The following is a 19,062-nucleotide window of genomic DNA, read 5'->3' as shown; positions in this document are numbered from 1 at the left end:
TTCCAGACGAGAATCGTTCGCAACAGGATTTTCCACGCTGAAATGGCGCATAATTTCACACTATGTTGAACCAGCGGGCAGCGCGTTTAGCCGTCTGCCCCGCTAATTTTTGAATGAATTGATACCATGACCGAGATCACGTCCTTAAGAGACATCCCGCAAAAAAATATCTTCCGCAAGGGCGACACCTTTGTGCTGTTCGGCGAGCTGTTCGGCCGCGGCTATGTGAATGGCTTGCTGGACGAAGCGCGCAAGGCGGGCATGAATATCGTCGGCATGACGGTCGGCCGCCGCGATGAAAACATGGCGCTGCGCCCGCTGAACGCGGAAGAGCTGGCCGAAGCGGAAGCCAACCTGGGCGGCCGCATCATCAATGTGCCGCTGATGGCCGGTTTCGACCTGGACGCGCCTGCCGGCGAACCGACCCCGACGGCCCTGCTGGCCGACATGACCCTGAAAAGCTGGCAAGAAGACAAGCTGGACTGGGCACAGATCGAACGCTGCCGCGAAGCCGGCATCGCCCGCTTCAGCGCTTCCGTGGCGAAAGCCATGGCCGAGCTGGACAGCCTGATTCCTGACGGCAGCAATGTGTATTTCGCCCACACCATGGCCGGCGGCATTCCGAAAGTCAAAGTCTTCCTGGCCATCGCCAACCGCATCTACAAAGGCCGCGGCGAGCGCTTCATGTCCTCGCGCGCCCTGCTCGACAGCGACCTGGGCAAGCTGATCCTGATGAACTTCGACGAAGTCACGGCCAACACCCTGCAACACCTGATCGACGGCAGCGCCGCCATCCGCGCCCGCATCGAGCAAACGGGCGGCCAGGTGCGCTACAGCGCCTACGGCTACCACGGCACGGAGATCTTGATCGACGGCAAGTACCAGTGGCAAACGTACAGCAACTACACGCAAGGCCTGGCCAAGATGCGCCTGGAAAACGTGGCCAAGGCCGCGTGGGAAAAAGGCATCAAGGCGACCGTCTTCAATTGCCCGGAAATCCGCACGAATTCGTCCGACATTTTCGTCGGCGTGGAACTGTCGCTGTTCCCCCTGCTCGACGCGCTGAAAAAAGAAGGCGGCGCAGCCTGGGCCGAAGAGCAATGGAAAATCTGCCAGGGCTTGCTGGAAGACGGCGTTTCGCTGCAAGACTTGCTCGACCGTATCGCCGCCTACAATGGCGACGCCACCAGCGTGCAATTCCGCAACTTCGCCGCCTGGCCGATGGACAACACGCCAGAGCTGGCCGACGTCATGATCGGTACCTCGGACGACATCACCAAGCTGCACAAGGACCGCAAGGAACTGATCACCGACCACCTGAGCTCGCTGGTCCTGGAAGGCACGGGCCCGCTGATGTTCCACGCCATGTCGGAGCCGCAAGCGCCCGTCGTCTGGCTGAACCACGACATCATCGCGCGCCAGCTGAACTCGGTTCACAACTGAGCTTGATGTAGCGCAAGCTGCCAGACACCGACGGCCCGGCTCATCCCCGGGCCGTCGGCGTTTCTACGGCCGCCATGCGCTACAGGATCGTTATGCGCGCACGATGGACACGCCGCCATCGGCCAGCAGGGCCGTGCCGGTGGTAAAGCTCGATGCATCGGATGCCAGGGCCTTCGTCAAGCCGATCACGCCCGCCTTGCTGGCCGCATACGCGCCATGCCGGACATACCCAGCGTTTGGCCGACGAAGGTCGAGGTAAAGATCAGCGAGCCGCCGCCACGCGCCGCCGCATGCCCGATATCCGAGCTGGCTCACGTGATGATGGCGACCTTGTTTTCCAGTTGCAACATTTGATTCCCCTTCAAGTGCTTAAAAGGGAAAGATAGGCCGGCAAGCCAGGCGCGGCACGCCGCTTCTTGCGCTGGAATCGGCGCCTCCAAGGACTCTCCATACTTGTGCAAAACACCCGCCAAGCATAAAACTTGCCAGATTGTGACAAATCAGTGATAATGCGTCTCGCGTTGCCGGGATGGCGGAATAGGTAGACGCACGGGACTCAAAATCCCGCGCTGGAAACAGCGTGCCGGTTCGATTCCGGCTCCCGGCACCACAGAACACATCAAAGTAGTACCGATAAAGCCATTAAATCCAATACAATCAAGGATTTAGTGGCTTTTTTCTTACCTGATCATTCCGATTACCCCCAATAAAAACTGATAGGCGTTACGCCAAATTTACGCCTTGATTACGCCAAAGTGGCGAGATCATTGCATCATTCAGAAAAAATCAGGTGGCTGGCGCGCAGAAATCGCCGCGCTCGGTACCCGGAAATCAGAGACATTCAGTACTAAGGCAGAAGCCGTTGCATGAGCGGCCGAACGGGAAGCACAACTGCGCTGCGGCGATGCTGCCGGCATCGTCGCAGGCAAAACCTGCCTACAGGCATTTGAACAGTACCGCGATGAGGTCTCGGCCCACAAGAAAGGGGCGCGATGGGAAACCATCCGGCTTTTCGCAATCGCAAAGCACATTGTCGCCGACAAGAAACTGGGCGACTATTTGGTTGCGGAAATTACCCCGGACATCCTGGGGCAATGGCGCGAAATGCGGCTTCAAACAGTATTGGGCTCAACGGTCAATCGCGACCTCAACTTGATCTCACATGTTTGCACGACCGCGCGCCGCGAATGGAATTGGGCTGCAAAGAGTCCCACTGCGGATATTCGCCGACCGAAGGACCCACCACCGCGGGATCGTCTCATCAGTCAAGATGAAATTGACAGGATATGTTTAGCCCTTGCCTATGATGGCCAGATCACAAATCTATCTGGGGTCGTTGCAGCAGCTTTTTTGTTCGCGATTGAAACTGGCATGCGGTCGGGAGAAATTCTCAGCCTCACTCCCGAGCGTATCACTGGCTCAGTGGCGCATTTGCCACGCACGAAAAACGATAGCAAGCGCGACGTACCACTTTCAAAACGCACCCTCGAAATCATCGGTGAACTTCCTTCTCCAGCAGGCAATACCCCCTACTTCAACGTCTCCAATGAGAGCCGAGATGTCCTTTTTCGGAAAGCAGTTACTCGAGCCGGCATCAAAGGCCTTACCTTTCACGACTCTAGGCACGAAGCTATTACAAGGCTTTCCAAAAAATTGAATATTCTTGAACTGGCTAGGATGGTAGGACATAAGAACATTCGCCAACTCCAGGTGTACTACAACGAAACGGCAGCCGAAATAGCAGAGAAGCTATAAATTCACTTATTACGTACAGTAATAAATTTACAACATAAAGGTCTATACTTCTAGCATCTCTAAAAAAAATGGAATAAAATCCTTTAACGTCAGCTAGAGCCATTAAAACACTCTTGGCTTTTTATTTATTTTTCCATACTTAATATTCTCAACTAATGAACAGCCAAGATCTCGAAGCCTATCCATGTTTTGTTCAAGGAAGCCAGCAGCCGATTTTTGAAGGTAGTGGGGACGAAGATTTTAAGTGTGCCAACTGTGAGAATGTACTTGGGAAAAAATTTTCTCCCAGGTCTATCGTTGCAGTAGACCTTGAATGTTATTCATGCAAATTTATCACTAGAACACCAAGTTGGCCAGATAACGAAGTAATGCCGTTAAATTTGATCACCGTAGGTTCGGATGGGAAATACCTCATCAAAAGTACTGTTAAGATAACTGGCGGGGTAACAATGACTTGCGATCAAGAGATTGCAAGAATTCATGCAATAACAAACTCAAAAAAGGCAGATGACGAAAAAATTATACTGTCAACTGTTTTTTTTGATAGTCTAGTTACTGAATTAAATGTCTATACAAACAATGAGTTTGAAACAAAATATGTCCGAACTCTAAGGGCACGCAAAAGCGGAAACATCCGCTACTTAAATTCTCCACTTGCATGGGCAATTGTGCATTGTCGCTCATGTTTTGAGGAGCAAGATTTTCCATCACACAATGCAGATTATGTGGCACTCCTATATATCCAACAATATCGCCATGCAATAAGTCGCTGGAAGCATCATCCTTTATTCGAATCAATAGTTATAGCAATAAGTTCGGAATTTCATCACCTCATTACAATGCTAATTTCCGCCAGCTATTTAGAGGATGTCGGAAACCAAGTGGGATTCACTGACACCAAAGCTGCAGAAGGAAAGTCGCCTGATCTATATTTAAACATTGGACATGACAGTCGATTATCAATTGAAGTAAAATCACCACAGACATTATATTGGCCCAACGAAAATTTTAGCTTGGCGGACTTGGAGAATTCAATTGTAGCGGCAGCAAAATCGGCGAAAAATCAAATAACAGGTACATCCGGGATGCTAGTAATAGGAGCAACCAGCTTAGAATCAGGGTTTAAAGAATTGTTTGAACAGGCAATTATTAATGTCTTGAATAGAAATAAGATATCAAGCCGGATTGAGGCGATAGCTGGCGTTGTTCACACTCCACTCAACATAAAAGATTCACATGGTTTATTATCTTCCATTTCTCAATTTTCACCACATAAAAATCCTCGATTTAACGGAATTTCCGCTATTCGAACAACACCGCAATAGCAATCCAACAAGCGAAGTAAAATAGTTTTTTAATTTCACCTTTCAAATTTTATTGCTAACCGCAACACTTCAGCTTCCCAATAAAAGTTATTCGATATCACATAAGGTCTTCTTAACCGATTATTTTGCCAGCGCCGTCGGTAATTCTGTCCAGCAGGTGGTGTATCGCGGTATGCGGTTTTCCAACAACATTGCCCAGCGCCTGACCAGGCCAGCAGAGCCAAGGTGCACAGTATCTCGTCCGAACCGTTCATTCAGCGCATCTAACGCGGCCATGGCACGTACCGAGCGTGCACGATCCAGGGCCGCATCAAACAAGACTCCCTGGCGCTGGGTATTCCGCTGCAGATCCATCAGCATAATCCCGGCTTTCTTGTACTTGAACCCATCGCGGAAGATTATGGCCAGGCCGTGCAGCGCGGCGCAGGCCAGGATTCGATTATCGGCACTGGGCTCCTCCAGGGGGATGGTAATGCCATTGCTGTATTGCTCGTCTTTTTCACGAAACCGGTTCGTTTGCACGAAAACATGAACGGCGCCGCACAGGAAGCGCTGGCCGCGCAGCTTCTCGCCGGTGCGTGCCGCATAGGTGGATATCGATTCGCCCAGCTCGGCCGCCGTCATGACCATGGAGCCGAAGGAGCGCGACGACACAATCTCCTCGCGCGGCGGCGCCACCTCTTCCAACTCCAGGCAGGAAATTCCACGCAGCTCATTGCACGTGCGCTCGAGCACGGCACCGAAATGTGCCCGCATGATGCTGCCTGCCTTCATTCCCGAAGGCCATCCGCCTGCCGACATCAAAGGGCCGTGCGCAGCCCCTGTACAATGCCAAAGAGGTAATCGCGTGGGCACAATCGTATCGCGAGAAAAATTAATTTCGATTACACCAAATTTACGCCAAAGCGCCGGAAACCTGCATGCATATGCGGAGAACGGTTCCTGCCACCCGCACCACCAGACATCGCAACACCAGAAAACAACCACTCATTCTCAGGATCGGGTGGTTTTTTTTCGCCTGATTTTCCACACTTTCACCGCCCCCTCCGTGTCAAATGCGCACCCTGTGCACCCAACTTGCTAGTCACGCGCCGCAGCACCGGCCGCGCAGGCCCTGCAAACGGTAAAAATGGAGTATTTCATACTGTCAAGAAAATCTTGCATTGCAATAAAAAGATGTGGCTCAAAAGTAAATTAATTTATAGCCAATATTTCATTTTGCCGGAGCAAGCGGCATACTAAAGCCTCAGGCCCTCGCCCACTTTACGGCTCACGTCTGGGCATGCAAGCTGCCGTCATGCCTCGCCGTACGGGATGCTCAATGTCCATAAATTTTTCGATCCTACCTTCCGGTGCCTATGAACTCCCTCTCTGAACTTGCGTCCGCCACGAAGCAAAATGACTTCGCCTATTTTCGTGAACTCAATGCGCGGCTGGGAACCCTCAAGGCGGCCAACTATGATGTGGCGTCAAAATGCAATTTGCGTTGCGAGGGCTGCCTGTTCTTCGAAGGCGAGGAGAACGAAGGACACGAAGACAGCCGTTCGCTTGCCGAATGGGATGCCCTGTTTGCCGCCGATGCGGCGCGTGGCGTCACGCTGGCCTACATGGCGGGCGCGGAACCGAGCCTGGTGCCCGACAGGCTGCGTGCGGCCCAAAAATACATCCCGCATGGCATTGTGTTTACCAATGGCACGATACGCTTGCCGGACGATATCTTTTATCGCATCCATATCTCTTCCTGGGGGGTCGATGAAATCGGCAGTTCATTGCGTGCCGGCGACGTGCTGACCAAGGCGATGAACAACTACCGCGACGACCCGCGTGCCGTTTGCGTGTTTACCATTACCTCCCTGAATATCAATCAGATCATGATCATGGCAGAGCTTGCCAACAGTCACGGCTTGCCGCTCACCTTCAGCTATTTCAGCCCCACCACCCGCTATCTGGACAAGCTGGAAAACAAGGCCGATAACGACAAGGCGTATTTCCGCATCAGCAGTGCCACGCAAAGCCTGGCCCTGACGCAAGCCGATTTTGCCCATGCACGCGAGGAAATTGTGCGCGCCATGCTGGCCTATCCGGAAACGGTGCAATACTCCCTGCACTATGACGACTGGGTCACGGGCGACAAGCTCTATGACATCGATCCCGTCACCAAGATCGCCAGGAACTGCGGTTTCCGCGTCACCAAGCAAGTGCATGTGCATGTCGATCATCAACCGGGCAAGGGCAAGTGCTGCAGTTCGAATATCGATTGCAGCAACTGCCGCGCATATGCGATGGGACAATCGACCTATCTGTCACGTATCCGTGAAGCCGTCAGAAAACCGGAAGAGCTCGCCAAATGGCTGGAAGTGCGGGAAATCTGGGCCAAGCTGTTTTTGAACGCCACCAACTCGGCCAAGGCACGCCTGTAATACGATGAGTTTTACCTCGTACTGGTTTGCCCTCGCCTTCCTGCCCCTGTCCGCGTATGGCTATCGCCACTTGCTGTCGACAAGCCATGTCAAGCTGCTGCTGCCGCTGCTGATTTCGCTGGCTTTTTATTACCTCAACGATGCGCACAACCTGCTGCTGTTTTGTGCGTCGATGGGCGCCAATTGGCTGCTCGCCGGCCTGATAGGCAGGAACCGCGGGAAAACCCGCTACCTGGCGCTGGCCATTGCGGGCAATTTATGTTTTCTTGCCGCGTACAAGTATGCGAAATTCTTTGTCGTGCCCGGGATGGCGATCCCAGCCTTACCGCTGGGCATCTCGTATTTCACGTTTACGCAAATCGCCTTCCTGGTCGATACGGCGCGGGGACAGGCCCGCAGCACCAATCCGCTCGAATACGCGCTCTTCGTGGCCTGGTTTCCCCACTTGCCTGCCGGCCCCCTGCTGTCGCACAAGGACATGCTGCCGCAATTCCTGGGCGCGCCGGGCACGTCGTCGGCCTTGCATCCAGCGCCGCGCGACTATGCCGTCGGCCTCACCCTGTTTGCCATGGGCCTGTTCAAGAAATCCTGCATTTCCCCCATTTTCCTGTACGCGCAAGGCGACGTTTTCCTGCGCGCGGGACAAGGCGACCCCATCGGCCTCGTCGAGACCTGGATCGCCTGCCTGGGTTTCCTGTTTGAAACGTACTATGATTTTTGCGGCTATTCGGAAATGGCCATGGGCATCAGCCGCATGTTCGGCATCCACTTGCCCGTCAATTTCCATGCACCGTTCAAGTCGTCCAGCCCGGTCGAATTCTGGACCCGCTGGCATGTGACCCTGGGTGCCTTCATGCGCGACTACCTGTATCGGCCCCTGACAAAAAAACGCCAGGTATGGCGGCATTACGCAGCCCTGTTCGTGGTGATGATGGCTGTCGCCATCTGGCATGGCGCCACCATTCCGCTGCTGATCTTTGGCATTTATCAAGGGCTGCTCGTCACGGGCAACCACGCCTTGCGGCGCTGGAATCTGGTGTCGCGCAAAGGCGGCAAGCTGCAGCACTGGGCCGGCAGGACCTTCACGCTGGCGGCCATCGGCTTTTCCGTCAGCCTGTGGGCCACGCCTGACTGGCAGGAGGCCAGGCACGTCATGCTCGGCTTGCTGGGTGCCGGGCAGGCAAGCGCCTGGCCTGGAGGTTTTTTCGGCATCACCGCCATCCTCGCCGCCGTGGCATTTAACTGGTCCGCCCCTTCCCTGATCGACCTGATGGCGAAAGAACTCCCCGCCTGGAGCGTGCAGCTGAAAAAGTCCACGACCAGCTCGCTGGCCTGGAAACCCAGCCTGGCGTGGGCGGTAGCAGTCGCCGTCGCGCTGTGCCTGGCACTCATCAATTTGTCCGCTGTCAAAGAGTTCAAATATGCAGGGTTTTAATCAAGACATTCCCATCGCGCGCTTTTTCGCCTGCGTTTTTTTCATTGCGCTCGGATTCGCGCTCCTTGTTGCCGGACTCGTTTTTATCGTCGATCCCTATGCCATCTGGCGGCACCAGTCAAGCCATAAGATCAATACCATCAGACTGGAGATTCCTAACAGTAGCCAGACAAGCGCGGCTGTATTGCGCAGCACGCTGAACCCGCCTGACGTGCTGATTCTTGGTTCTTCCCGGGTACGGCGTGGTTTCAACGAAACACTCGCCTCCAGCTTATACGGCGGCAACGTTCAAGTGGCTGGCATCGATGCCCTGCCGCTATCAACAGCCAGGGATCTGTTTTTCACCCTGAGCCAAGAGGCACGCATTCGAAGGCTGTATTTGGAAGTCAATTACCTCACATCCAATGCCTGCGAAACGAAAAATGAAAATGCGGTGACAAAAAATGAGCTCGACTTGCCGTTTCATTATCTGTCGCCCGAGAATGCCGTCATATACAGCCTAAGAACGCTGAAAATAAATCTGTTCCCTCCGCGCTCCTTCGACAGCTATTTTGACAAACAAGGACGTTACTATGACGATCAGGCTAAAGGGGCGACACGTGCAGGGGGAGCGCAAGCACATGAGTCGCGCTTTAAGCAGCTCTTCAAGACGATTGCAAGCGCTTGTCAAAATCATGCAAACAATGCCGCCGATATCAGGGATTTGACGGCCATCTTCCATCTCGCGCAAACCAGGCAGATAGAAGTTATTTTGCTGATTTTGCCTGTTAGCGAAAAATGGCAAACACGTATCCACCAGGCCGGACTCGTGCCTCAAGCCGCGCAGTGGAAAAGGGAGATCACCTTGCTCGCATCGCAATTCCATGTGCCTTTGCTTGACTATGAGCTGCGCAACGGTGAAAGTGATCACTCTGACAATGCTTCTCCTTCCATGCCCATGTTTTGGGATGAGACGCACTTCTCAAACCGCCTGGGCGACCAGCTGTTACGCGCTATGCTGGACGCCAGCGGCCGCTCTTCCATCCGGCCAAAAATCCCCTGACACCGCAGCCTGCCCTCCAGGCCCGCCTTCACCGCCGCCCACTCCGTATCGATAATGCTGAAACGCACGGAATTGCATTTGCGCCCGTCCGGCTATCCAAACGGCCGCACGCCAAACAGCACGCCGTGCAGCCAGAACGCCAGCAGCAGCCACAGCGCACAGCCCGCGCCGACCGCGATCAGGGTGCCTGCCATGGTGCCGCCCTCGTACGCCACGCCGGCCGCGCGGTCGCGTTGCACGGCGGCATACAGATCGACTGACGACCAGACGAGAAAGCCGCCGAACAGCAGCACGTCGGCCACGTTGCCGTTGGCCAGCAGATGCGCTACGGCCCAGAATTGCGTGCCCAGCAACATGGGGTGGTGCACCAGGGTCTTGATATGGTTGCGCGGCACATTGGCCGCCGCCAATAAAATCAGCGAGAACAGCATCAGCAGGGCGCTGGCGTGGCGCAAGCCCATGGGCGGCGACCACAGCACTTGCGGCTGCTGGCGCGCCAGGGCGTAACCCCAGATGATCAGGCCCAGCCCGACGAACGCCACGAGCGAATACAGGCCCTTCCAGCGCTTTTCGCCGAGGCGCGCCAGCTGGGCGCTGCGCCAGCCGTCAGCGACGATGCGCACCGAGTGCAAGCCCAGGAACAGCAGCAAACCGAGTATCAGCACCGTCATCGTCCACTCCCCAGTCCATATCCTCTATCCAGCATACCCGACATCATGGCCGGCGGCGTCCGCGCAGATCAACGTTCTTCGCGATAGTAGTCGCAGCCCTCGAACGTGGTGCGCAACGCCTGCTGCAGCTGGACGTAGCGCTCCGGCGTCAAGTTGAAACGCACGTCGATCTGGCCGTCGTCGTCCATCTGCATGGCGGCCTCGGCATCCATCTGCACGGACAAACGGTTCGGATGCAGGATGACGGCGTGCATGTGGCCGTACCAGGCAAATTCCTGGCCGCCATATTCGATGTAGGGCTCGTCCATGCCCATGGCCACGTCCTGCTCGTCATACTCGTCGGCGCGCTGCAGCATCAGGTAGACGGGCTCGCCTTTGCCGGCTGGCGCGGCCAGGGTGGTGATCAGGGCGTCGTCTTCATTGATGACGGACAATTCGGTGGCGGTAAATCCTGCGGACATGGCGTGCTTTCAACAAATATGGGGATGGCGCCACCATAGCGCAAAAGCGGCACGGACGACATAGGGCGCGATGAATAAAGCCTGCCGTCACGAAAATCCATCGCCGCCTATAATTGCCGCTCCAAACTATTTCTACAGGAGACCGCCTTGACCGCAGCATCGCCCTACACCACCCGCCTGGCCATCCCATCCATCGCCACCTACCAGCACCTGCGCGTCACCGCCGGCCTGAGCGCGAAAACCACGGATGCCGCGGCCAGGGGCTTGCCGAATTCCCTGTTTGCCGTGCAAGTGCTGCATGGCGACGAGGTGGTGGGCATGGGCCGCATCATCGGCGATGGCGGCTGCTTCTTCCAGGTCGTCGATATCGCCGTGCTGCCGGCCCACCAGGGCAAGGGATTGGGCAAGCTGATCATGCGCGAAATCCGCCAGTTCATCGATCGCGACGTGCCGGAAAGCGCGTATGTCAGCCTGATCGCCGATGGCCAGGCGCAAGACCTGTACGCGCAGTTCGGTTTCAAGCACACGGCGCCCGCCTCCGTCGGCATGGCGCTGAAGCGCTAGGCGCCCGATGCCGGCCTGGCTGCTGTGCACCATGGCGCTGGCGCTGCTGTTGAGCGCCGCCGCCTGGCGCGCCGAGCGCACGCAGCAAAGGCGCGGGCGCACGACGCGCTGGCTGTGGCTGGCGGCCATCGCCGCGTCCGCCATCGTGCCCCTGGCATGGCTGCCCGGCGTGCTGGCGGCCATGCCGGCGGAACAGGCGCAGCTGAAACTGGGCTGGTTCATGCTATCGAGCGGCATGTTGCTGCTGCTGGCGCTGCGCAGCGTCTGGCTGCTGTCGCACCAGCGCCGCTGGCAGAAAACATCGTTGCTGGGCACGCCCGTGTACTTGAGCGGCGGCATCGGCCCCTGCGTGGCGGGACTGCTGCGGCCGCGCATCGTGATGCCCGTCTGGCTGCGATTGATTTCGTCCCAGCAACAGGCACTGCTGCTGGCGCACGCCCAATGCCGGCTGGCCGCGCGCGACCCGCAGCTGCTGGCCGTGGCGTACGCCTTGATTATTCTCATGCCGTGGAATGTGTCCCTGTGGTGGCAGTTGCACCGGCTGCGCTTTGCCATCGAAGTCGATTGCGACGCGCGCATGCTGGCGCAGAGCCACGCGCTGCGCGACTACGCCATCGTCCTGCGCCAGCACGGCCAGTATTATTCGGGGCTGACGGGCGCCTCGCCCATCGTGCTGAACGACCCGCGCGCACTGCGCCGGCGGCGCCGCCTGATGGCCAGATTTACCCGGAACCGGGCGGCGAACTTGCTATAGTAGCGGCAACGCCGCGCAATGCGCCCGCGCCACCGGCTTCCCCTTCAGAAATCAGAGAGATACCATGCTTTACCTGCTTGCCATCGTGATCGTCATCGCCCTGCTGTACTACGTCTTCAGCGGCCGCACGCCCGCCAAACCGCTGCACAAGCCGCTCATGTCGGTGCGCGAGTACGTGCCGGCGATTCCTGCGGGCGCCCCCGCGCATCACTGGACCGATGAGGGGCGCTTTGCGTCGGAAGTGGAAAACGAATCGATGTACCAGCCCGCCATCGCCAAACTGGCCGGCGAGCACGGTCCCGGCAATGCGGAAGAGAAATGCCTGGCCCTGCTCGTCTGCGACGACGCCAACCCGTTCCAGGACAAGGCCATCGCCGTCTTCATCGATGGCCAGCTGGTCGGCTACCTGTCGCACAACGACGCGCTGCGCCTGCGCCGCAACCTGGGCCGCATGGACCTGGTGGGCCAGCTGACCTCGTGCGACGCCGTCATCCGCGGCGGTGGACTGTGGAATGGCAAGCGCCTGTCGTATGCCGTCTGGCTGGACTTGCAGCCCTACAACTAAACGCTATCCCGCGCGCGCCAGCCTGACGGCGCGCGTGGCGATAAAGCTGGGCAGGTATTTTTCAATTTCAAAGCGCGGGTGGGGATGCATTTCCTCGTGGTATCCCGCCAGCATGAAGCCGGCCGCCAGCTGGCCGCCGATCTGGCTGTCCAGGCCGTGGCCGAAGATCAGTGGCTCGCCCCTTTCCATGCGCGCCGCCAGCGCATCGGCATCCATATCCTCCACATCCGAGTACGGCAGCACGAAACGGGGCCGTATCAAGCCCTGTTTTGCCCATTGCGGGTCGCGGTCGCCGATGAACACGGCCGGGTTGAAGAAACTGCTCAACAGCACGCCACCGTCCGCCAGCACGCGCGCGCATTCGCGCCACACGGGGGCGATATCGGGCACGTACTGGTTCGACACGGGATGGACGATGACATCGAAGCTGGCGTCGGCGAAGCAGGCCAGGTCGCGCATGTCGCCCTGCACGGTGGCCAGTTGCAAGCCGTCGCGCTCGGCCACCATGCGGTCTTGCGCCAATTGCTGCTCAGACAGATCAAAAACGGTCACGTGCGCGCCGGCGGCCGCCAGCACGGGCGCCTGTTGCCCGCCGGCACCGGCCAGGCACAGGATGCGCTTGCCACGCACGTCATCCAGCCAGCCTGCCGGCAAGGGACCGGGCGTCAGGTGGATGAGCCACTGTCCGGCGCGCGCTGCGGCGATGGTGGCGCTGTCGACGGGCTGCGACCAGGGACTGTTCCGGGTCGCCTGGGCATCCCAGGCTTGCTGATTATGCCGCAAGAAGTTGTTACCTAAAGGCATCGTCATCCTTTCAGAAAAAAGCAGGACGCGAATGTAGCATGACGCCCGGCAAGACGTCGCACTTTGCAAAAAAACCACACAATTCCTGATGGAAACTTCTTCGCCCGCACCGCCATTCCCTTGGTGCGGCGAGGCATACGCGCCACTTTTCCGCCTGCGCACGGCTTGCACGACAGAGAAAATAATTACAAATAAGATATTTGTTTCCAGAAATCTGGTAAGGTCATTTGCATCGGCCACCCGCAGCGATGGCCGGCCCCGATCCTGTTTTCAGCGCCACGACGCTCTCTTTGCCTGCCCACGATGATACCTGCCAGCGTCCAGCACCTGTTCCACCTTCCCGCCGATCCGGCCCAGCTGCACCACGGCCAGCATGCGCCGGGCCTGGTGCTGCTGTCGCTAGTGATCGCCATTTTCACTTCGTGGATGGCCTTCCAGATGACGGCGTACAGCCGCGCGCAGGCGAGCATCAGCCGCCGCTTGCACTTGCTGTGCCTGCTGGCCGGCAGCCTGGCGCTGGGCTGCGGCGTGTGGGCCATGCATTTCATCGGCATGCTGGCCTTCGAGCTGGGCACCAGCGTCGCCTACGATCCGGGCCTGACCTTGCTGTCCATCGTGCCCAGCGTGGCGGCCTCGTTCGTGGCCCTGGCCACCATCAGCCGGCGCGCCGTCACGGCGCCGCTGCTGCTCAGGAGCGGCTTGCTGGTGGGCCTGGGCATCGGCGCCATGCATTACACGGGCATGCACGCCATGCGCATGGGCCTGTCGCTGCGCTACGAGCCGCTGCTGTTCGCGCTGTCGCTCGTCGTTGCCGTGGCGCTGGCCACCGTGGCCCTGTGGATACGCTTCGGCCTGCGCGGCTGGAGCGGCCGCGTGTCTGCCTCGCGGCGCACCTTGATCAGCGCCGGCGTCATGGGTTGCGCGATTGCCGGGATGCATTACATGGGCATGCAAGCCGCCCGCTTCGTGGGGACGATTCCCCCAGGTAATGATGCCGATGCCAACCGGCCCATGCTGGTGATCAGCGTGACCCTGCTGACCATCGCCCTGACGATCCTCGTCGCCTCGGCCGTGGGCATCTTGCGCTACCGCGAACTGTTTCGCCACCTGAATCAGAGCGAACACTGGACGCGGTCGCTGTTGACGAGCACGGTCGACGGCGTCATCACCATCGACCGGCATGGCAGCATCGTCGACTTCAACGGCGCCGCCGAGCGCATCCTCGGCTGGCGGTCGGCGGAAATTGTCGGACGCCACGTCAGCCTGCTGGTCAGCGACGTGCGCCAGTCGGAACAGCAGGGCCTGCTGCACTACCTGCGCACGGGCGAAGGCGAGGCGGTCCACACCAGCGAAGAAATCGTCTACCTGCGCAAGGATGGAGTACCGGTCGCCGTGCAGCGCTCGATGGCCAGCGCGCGCCTGGCCGACCAGGATTTATATGTGCTGTTCATTACGGACATCAGCGAACGGCGCGCCATGCTGGCCGCCCTGCGCGAAAGCGAGCAGCAGTTGCGCTCGCTGATCGGCAATCTGCCCGGCATCGCCTTTCGCTGCACCACGGCGGAAAACCAGCCCATGCTGTTCATCAGCGACGGCGTGGAAGCCATCACCGGCTATCCGCCCGCCGACTTTCTCGGCGCCGCGCCGCGCCGCACCATCACGGGCCTGATCGCCAGCGAAGAGCGCGCCTACGTCATCGACGTCTTCAACCGCAGCGTCGCCAGCGGCGAGCCCTACCTGCTCGAATACCGGCTGCTGCATGCGGACGGCACGGCGCGCTGGCTGTGGGAGCGGGGCACCGTCGTGCATGACGCGGCAGGCGCCGTGCGCTGGGTCGACGGCGTCATCCTCGACATCAGCGAACGGCGGCAAATGGAGGAAGACTTGCGCATGGCCAAGGAAAAAGCGGAGCTGGCGGCCGCCACGCGGGCCAGCTTTGTCGCCAACATGAGCCATGAAATCCGCACGCCGATGAATTCCATCCTCGGTTTTACCGATGTGCTGCTCGACTCGCCGCTGGCGCCCGAGCAGCGGCGCCACCTCGATACCGTACGCCAGTCCGGCCGCTCGCTGTTGCGCCTGCTCAACGAAGTGCTCGATACTGCCAAGCTGGACAAGGGCGCCGTGGCGCTGGAATTGCGCGACTACAGCCTGCTGGCGCTGGTCGACGAGCTGGCGTCCACGTATGGCATCCATGCGCGCGCCAAGGGCTTGCGCATGGAGGTGCAGTACGACCCGCAACTGCCGGCCATGCTGCATGGCGACGAATTGCGCATGCGGCAAGTGCTGGGCAACCTGCTCGACAACGCCATCAAGTTCACGCCCGGCGGCGTCGTCAGCCTGGCGGCGCGCCGCGACGATGGCCAGCTGCACCTGCTGGTGCAGGACAGCGGCATCGGCATCCCCGCGGAACGGCGCGACGCCATTTTTGACCCGTTCGTGCAAGCGGACGCCTCGACCACGCGGCGCTTCGGCGGCACGGGCCTGGGCACCACCATCAGCCGGCAGCTGGTGACCCTGATGCAGGGGCGCATCTGGGCCGATGCCGCCTTGCCGCACGGCAGCGTGTTCCACGTCATGCTGCCCTTGCTGCCGGCGCGCCAGGCGGCGCTGCCCGCCAGCGAACGACGCAGCGTGCGCCTGCCGCCCCTGCGCGTGCTGGCCGCCGACGACGTGCCGCAAAACCTGGAACTGCTGAGCTTACTGCTGGGCAAGCGTGGCCACACGGTGGTCACGGCCGGCGATGGCGCGCAAGCCTTGCAGCTGGCGCAGCAGGATGACTTCGACGTGCTGCTGCTGGACTTGCAAATGCCGCACATGGATGGCCTGGCCGCCACGCAAGCCATCCGTGCCGCCGCCCTGCGCGACGGACGCCCGCGCGTGCCCGTGATCGCCATGACGGCCAGCGTGCTCGAGGCGCACCGCAAGGCGGCGCGGGCGGCCGGCATGGACGGTTTCGCCACCAAACCCGTCGAATGGCAGGCGCTGGCGCTGGAAATCGCGCGCGTGCTGGGCCTGGCGGCGGACCCGGCCGACGATAGCCTCGCGCCGCCCCCCGCTGGCGGACGGGTGCTGCACCATGCGGGCGCCCTGCAGCGCTGGGCCGGCAACGACAGCGCCTACCGCGCGGCGCTGGCCCGTTTCGGACGCGAGCATCCGCGCCTGCCGCCCGTCCTGCTGGCCGCCATCGAGGCGCGCGACCACGCGGCGCTCTTGTCGCACAGCCACCAACTGCGCGGCGTGGCCGCCAACCTGGGACTGGAGCAACTGGCCGCCAGCCTGGCGGCGCTGGAGCAATGCTGCGCCGGTCCCGGTCCCGCCACGGCGCAGCAGCTCGACGAAATCCTGGGCGCCCTGCTGACGCAATGGCCGGCGGCCTTGGCTGCCATCGCCCGGCTGGCGCCGCCTGTCTTGCCGGCGGCAACGGCGGCGGCCATCGACGCGCCCGCCGTCCGGCAAGCGGCCACTGCCCTGTTAAGCGCCTTGCGGCGCGGCGAACTCGATGACGCGGCGCAAGCACAGTTGCAGCACGCCATGGGCGCGCAAGCGGACGCGCTGGCGCCGCTGCTGCATGCCATCGACGACTTTGATTTCCCCCAAGCACAGTCGCTGCTGCACGACTTGCTGCACACCTACGCCCCGGAGTCCCCATGAATGCACCAGCCAGGCCCGTGATTCTCATCGTCGACGATGAGGCGGCCAATTTGCAATTGCTGCGCCAGATCTTGCAGAACGACTATGCGCTGCTGTTCGCCAAGGATGGCGCGCGGGCGCTGGCACTGGCGCAGCAGGAGCGCCCGGCCCTGATCCTGCTCGACGTGATGATGCCCGGCATGAGCGGCCACGACGCCTGCCGCCAGCTGAAGGCCGCGCCGCTGACGGCCGCCATCCCCGTCATTTTCGTCACGGCCCTGAACGACATGCGCGACGAACTGAGCGGTTTTGAGGCGGGCGCCGTCGATTACATCACCAAGCCGCTCAGCCCCGCCATCGTGCGCGCCCGCGTGCGCACGCACCTGTCGCTGGTGCGCATCGATGAATTGAAGGAAACGCGGCTGCAGATCGTCCAGCGCCTGGGCCTGGCGGCCGAATACAAGGACAATGAAACAGGCTTGCACGTGATCCGCATGAGCCATTACGCGCGCCTGCTGGGCGTGGCCGTCGGCATGGACGAGGCCGCCGCAGACGACCTGCTGCACGCGGCGCCCATGCACGACGTGGGCAAGATCGGCATCCCCGACCGCATCCTGCAAAAGCCGGGCAAGCTCGACGCGGACGAATGGACCATCATGCAGACGCATGCGCGCATCGGCGGCGACATCATCGGCGAACATGCGGAAGGCGGCATGCTGGCGCTGGCGCGCGCCATCGCCGTGTCGCACCATGAAAAATGGGATGGCAGCGGTTACCCGAACGGCTTGGCAGGCGAAGCGATCCCGCTGGCGGGGCGCATCGTCGCCGTGGCGGACGTGTTCGACGCGCTGACCTCGGTGCGCCCGTACAAGCGCGCGTGGTCGGTGACGGACGCCGTGGGCTATCTGCAAGCGCAACAAGGCAGCCATTTCGATGCGCGGCTGGTCGACCTGTTTGTCGGGGAACTGCCCGCCATCGACGCCATCCGGCTGCGCTGGGCAGAGAAAGCGGAACACCTCGCGCCCGCTTGAAGAGTGAACTCCCGCCACGGCCAGCGTTGTTGCGTCACACAAGCAAGTGCCGGACAGATGGCGCCGGCGCCGATGCAGACCACTGGAGGGGCCAGGAGTTCAATGCCATTATGGCTGGCGCTGGGGCGGGCATTTTGATGCACATCAAACAGCTTGCACTTTCCTGGCTGCGCACTTGCAGATGGCCCTGGCCTCTCTTTTTTTGACTTACATCAAGCCCAGCATAAGAAAAGCCCCGGCCAGCACGGCAATGCTGGACTTGCCCGTGTTGCCGTTCTAGCCTTGTTGCCATCCTGACTACCGAGTGACAACATGGCTTACAAATCCATCCTCGTCCACGCCGACCTGTCGCGCCATGCGCCGCAACGCATCGCCATCGCGGCGCGGCTGGCGCACGCGCACCAGGCGCACCTGATCGGCGCCGCCATGACGGGCATGTCGCGCTTTACCCTGGAAAACAACCGCGGCATGCGCGGCGGCGCCGTGGCGGCGCAGATTTCGGCCTTGCACGGGCAAGCGGAACAGGCGCTGGACCAGTTCGAGACGCTGGCGCGCCAGGCCGGCGCCGCCTCGCTCGAGCGGCGCCTGATCGAAGACGACGAGGATGGCGGCATGGCCGTCAGCGCCCGCTACAGCGATCTGACCGTGCTGAGCCAGCACGACGACAGCGAAGCCTTGCCCGGCGCCATGAGCGACCTGGTGCCCTACGTGATGCTGAACGCGGCCCGTCCCGTGCTGATCGTGCCGCGCAGCGGCCAGTTCGCACAGGTGGACAACACGGTCGTGGTGGCCTGGGATGGCAGCATGGAAGCGACGCGCGCCATCGGCCACGCCTTGCCCCTCTTGCGCGCGGCGCGCCTGGTGGTGCTGGCCCTGCTGCACCCGCCGGTCGGCCACGCGCAGCCGGCGCGCCATCCGGGCGCCGACATCGCCGCCTACCTGAGCCGCCATGGCGTGCCCGTCGAAGTGCGCCCGGCCGTCGCCACGGGCGACATCGGCGCGGCGCTGCTGGCCATGGCCGCCGAAGTGCATGCGGACTTGCTGGTGATGGGCGGCTACGGCCACGCGCGCTTCCGCGAAATCCTGCTGGGCGGCGTGACGGAAACCGTGCTGCGCCAGATGACCTTGCCGGTGCTGATGGCGCACTGACACCAAGCGC

The 19,062-nt window shown here is 60.3% G+C and carries 16 protein-coding genes, 1 tRNA gene and 2 pseudogenes; 13 read left to right on the top strand and 6 right to left on the bottom strand.

The features are described 5' to 3' along the window. Positions 1 to 126 precede the first annotated feature (126 nt). Positions 127 to 1,443 (top strand): hypothetical protein, encoded by a 1,317-nt coding sequence (locus tag OX460_RS24210; protein ID WP_176376560.1) that lies wholly within the window; start codon positions 127 to 129, stop codon positions 1,441 to 1,443. A 90-nt stretch (positions 1,444 to 1,533) separates the two neighbouring features. Here the strand turns inward: OX460_RS24210 and OX460_RS24205 are convergent. Further along, positions 1,534 to 1,724, bottom strand: a pseudogene (locus tag OX460_RS24205) (SDR family NAD(P)-dependent oxidoreductase); the annotation flags it as partial. 242 nt (positions 1,725 to 1,966) lie between these two features. Here OX460_RS24205 and OX460_RS24200 point away from each other — a divergent pair. The 3 genes from OX460_RS24200 to OX460_RS24190 all read left to right on the top strand — a co-directional run bounded on the left by OX460_RS24200 (position 1,967) and on the right by OX460_RS24190 (position 4,523). Then, positions 1,967 to 2,053: transfer RNA gene (locus tag OX460_RS24200), tRNA-Leu, on the top strand. 449 nt (positions 2,054 to 2,502) lie between these two features. Continuing rightward, positions 2,503 to 3,198 carry a site-specific integrase gene (locus OX460_RS24195; RefSeq protein ID WP_289900184.1) on the top strand — a complete coding sequence of 232 codons (696 nt, stop codon included), beginning with the start codon at positions 2,503 to 2,505 and terminating at the stop codon, positions 3,196 to 3,198. 155 nt (positions 3,199 to 3,353) lie between these two features. Continuing rightward, on the top strand, positions 3,354 to 4,523 hold the full coding sequence (locus OX460_RS24190; protein WP_289900183.1) for a hypothetical protein: 1,170 nt from the start codon (positions 3,354 to 3,356) through the stop codon (positions 4,521 to 4,523). Between the two features lie 120 nt (positions 4,524 to 4,643). Here OX460_RS24190 and OX460_RS24185 read toward each other — a convergent pair whose 3' ends face one another. After that, entirely contained in the window at positions 4,644 to 5,297 is a 654-nt protein-coding gene (locus OX460_RS24185) for a DUF4113 domain-containing protein (protein WP_289900182.1), read from the bottom strand. A 584-nt stretch (positions 5,298 to 5,881) separates the two neighbouring features. Between OX460_RS24185 and OX460_RS24180 the strand changes: the two genes are divergently transcribed. Genes OX460_RS24180 through OX460_RS24170 form a run of 3 tightly spaced genes read left to right on the top strand, consistent with a single transcriptional unit; the run spans position 5,882 to position 9,420 of the window. Beyond that, a complete protein-coding gene (locus OX460_RS24180; RefSeq protein ID WP_289900181.1) occupies positions 5,882 to 6,943 on the top strand; it encodes a radical SAM protein in 1,062 nt (353 codons plus the stop codon). A gap of 4 nt (positions 6,944 to 6,947) precedes the next feature. After that, the gene (locus tag OX460_RS24175) at positions 6,948 to 8,378 is read left to right on the top strand and encodes an MBOAT family O-acyltransferase (protein WP_289900180.1); all 1,431 of its coding nucleotides are present in this window, start codon (positions 6,948 to 6,950) and stop codon (positions 8,376 to 8,378) included. Then, a complete protein-coding gene (locus OX460_RS24170) occupies positions 8,365 to 9,420 on the top strand; it encodes a hypothetical protein (RefSeq protein ID WP_289900179.1) in 1,056 nt (351 codons plus the stop codon). Before OX460_RS24175 ends, OX460_RS24170 begins: the two co-directional genes overlap by 14 nt. A gap of 5 nt (positions 9,421 to 9,425) precedes the next feature. Here OX460_RS24170 and OX460_RS24165 read toward each other — a convergent pair. The 3 genes and pseudogenes from OX460_RS24165 to OX460_RS24155 all read right to left on the bottom strand — a co-directional run. Then, positions 9,426 to 9,512, bottom strand: a pseudogene (locus tag OX460_RS24165) (GNAT family N-acetyltransferase); the annotation flags it as partial. Then, a complete protein-coding gene (locus tag OX460_RS24160; RefSeq protein WP_289900178.1) occupies positions 9,513 to 10,091 on the bottom strand; it encodes an NnrU family protein in 579 nt (192 codons plus the stop codon). A 68-nt stretch (positions 10,092 to 10,159) separates the two neighbouring features. After that, complete coding sequence (locus OX460_RS24155) at positions 10,160 to 10,552, bottom strand: Imm10 family immunity protein (RefSeq protein ID WP_289900177.1); 393 nt, start codon at positions 10,550 to 10,552, stop codon at positions 10,160 to 10,162. 147 nt (positions 10,553 to 10,699) lie between these two features. Here OX460_RS24155 and OX460_RS24150 point away from each other — a divergent pair, with 147 nt between their 5' ends. The 3 genes from OX460_RS24150 to OX460_RS24140 all read left to right on the top strand — a co-directional run bounded on the left by OX460_RS24150 (position 10,700) and on the right by OX460_RS24140 (position 12,435). After that, the gene (locus OX460_RS24150) at positions 10,700 to 11,116 is read left to right on the top strand and encodes a GNAT family N-acetyltransferase (protein WP_180278681.1); all 417 of its coding nucleotides are present in this window, start codon (positions 10,700 to 10,702) and stop codon (positions 11,114 to 11,116) included. Positions 11,117 to 11,123: 7 nt separating this feature from the next. After that, entirely contained in the window at positions 11,124 to 11,870 is a 747-nt protein-coding gene (locus tag OX460_RS24145; protein WP_289900176.1) for a M56 family metallopeptidase, read from the top strand. A 64-nt stretch (positions 11,871 to 11,934) separates the two neighbouring features. Continuing rightward, positions 11,935 to 12,435, top strand: a complete 501-nt coding sequence (locus OX460_RS24140) for a hypothetical protein (RefSeq protein ID WP_289900175.1) — start codon at positions 11,935 to 11,937, stop codon at positions 12,433 to 12,435. A 3-nt stretch (positions 12,436 to 12,438) separates the two neighbouring features. Here OX460_RS24140 and OX460_RS24135 read toward each other — a convergent pair whose 3' ends face one another. Continuing rightward, entirely contained in the window at positions 12,439 to 13,245 is an 807-nt protein-coding gene (locus OX460_RS24135; protein ID WP_289900174.1) for a class I SAM-dependent methyltransferase, read from the bottom strand. Between the two features lie 297 nt (positions 13,246 to 13,542). Between OX460_RS24135 and OX460_RS24130 the strand changes: the two genes are divergently transcribed. From OX460_RS24130 to OX460_RS24120, 3 genes are all read left to right on the top strand, one after another. After that, on the top strand, positions 13,543 to 16,893 hold the full coding sequence (locus tag OX460_RS24130; RefSeq protein WP_289900173.1) for an MHYT domain-containing protein: 3,351 nt from the start codon (positions 13,543 to 13,545) through the stop codon (positions 16,891 to 16,893). Continuing rightward, positions 16,890 to 17,903: an HD domain-containing phosphohydrolase gene (locus OX460_RS24125; protein ID WP_289900172.1), complete on the top strand. Its 1,014-nt coding sequence runs from the start codon at positions 16,890 to 16,892 to the stop codon at positions 17,901 to 17,903. The genes OX460_RS24130 and OX460_RS24125 overlap by 4 nt, the downstream gene beginning before the upstream one ends. A 312-nt stretch (positions 17,904 to 18,215) precedes the next feature. Further along, positions 18,216 to 19,052, top strand: a complete 837-nt coding sequence (locus OX460_RS24120) for a universal stress protein (protein WP_099666390.1) — start codon at positions 18,216 to 18,218, stop codon at positions 19,050 to 19,052. The last annotated feature ends 10 nt before the right edge of the window (positions 19,053 to 19,062 follow it).

Source organism: Janthinobacterium sp. SUN033, from assembly GCF_030397595.1.
In the GTDB taxonomy this organism is placed as follows: Bacteria; Pseudomonadota; Gammaproteobacteria; order Burkholderiales; family Burkholderiaceae_D; genus Janthinobacterium; species Janthinobacterium kumbetense.
Note: the sequence above shows the minus strand (reverse complement) of the source record. Positions and strands in the feature narration are given on the sequence as shown.

Excerpts from the sequence above, each read along its gene's own strand:
- OX460_RS24125 (WP_289900172.1), top strand. The coding sequence starts at position 16,890 with ATGAATGCACCAGCCAGGCCCGTGATTCTCATCGTCGACGATGAGGCG.
- OX460_RS24180 (WP_289900181.1), top strand. The coding sequence starts at position 5,882 with ATGAACTCCCTCTCTGAACTTGCGTCCGCCACGAAGCAAAATGACTTC.
- OX460_RS24170 (WP_289900179.1), top strand. The coding sequence starts at position 8,365 with ATGCAGGGTTTTAATCAAGACATTCCCATCGCGCGCTTTTTCGCCTGC.
- OX460_RS24175 (WP_289900180.1), top strand. The coding sequence starts at position 6,948 with ATGAGTTTTACCTCGTACTGGTTTGCCCTCGCCTTCCTGCCCCTGTCC.
- OX460_RS24145 (WP_289900176.1), top strand. The coding sequence starts at position 11,124 with ATGCCGGCCTGGCTGCTGTGCACCATGGCGCTGGCGCTGCTGTTGAGC.
- OX460_RS24135 (WP_289900174.1), bottom strand. The coding sequence starts at position 13,245 with ATGACGATGCCTTTAGGTAACAACTTCTTGCGGCATAATCAGCAAGCC.
- OX460_RS24190 (WP_289900183.1), top strand. The coding sequence starts at position 3,354 with ATGAACAGCCAAGATCTCGAAGCCTATCCATGTTTTGTTCAAGGAAGC.
- OX460_RS24185 (WP_289900182.1), bottom strand. The coding sequence starts at position 5,297 with ATGAAGGCAGGCAGCATCATGCGGGCACATTTCGGTGCCGTGCTCGAG.
- OX460_RS24120 (WP_099666390.1), top strand. The coding sequence starts at position 18,216 with ATGGCTTACAAATCCATCCTCGTCCACGCCGACCTGTCGCGCCATGCG.
- OX460_RS24155 (WP_289900177.1), bottom strand. The coding sequence starts at position 10,552 with ATGTCCGCAGGATTTACCGCCACCGAATTGTCCGTCATCAATGAAGAC.
- OX460_RS24130 (WP_289900173.1), top strand. The coding sequence starts at position 13,543 with ATGATACCTGCCAGCGTCCAGCACCTGTTCCACCTTCCCGCCGATCCG.
- OX460_RS24160 (WP_289900178.1), bottom strand. The coding sequence starts at position 10,091 with ATGACGGTGCTGATACTCGGTTTGCTGCTGTTCCTGGGCTTGCACTCG.
- OX460_RS24210 (WP_176376560.1), top strand. The coding sequence starts at position 127 with ATGACCGAGATCACGTCCTTAAGAGACATCCCGCAAAAAAATATCTTC.
- OX460_RS24140 (WP_289900175.1), top strand. The coding sequence starts at position 11,935 with ATGCTTTACCTGCTTGCCATCGTGATCGTCATCGCCCTGCTGTACTAC.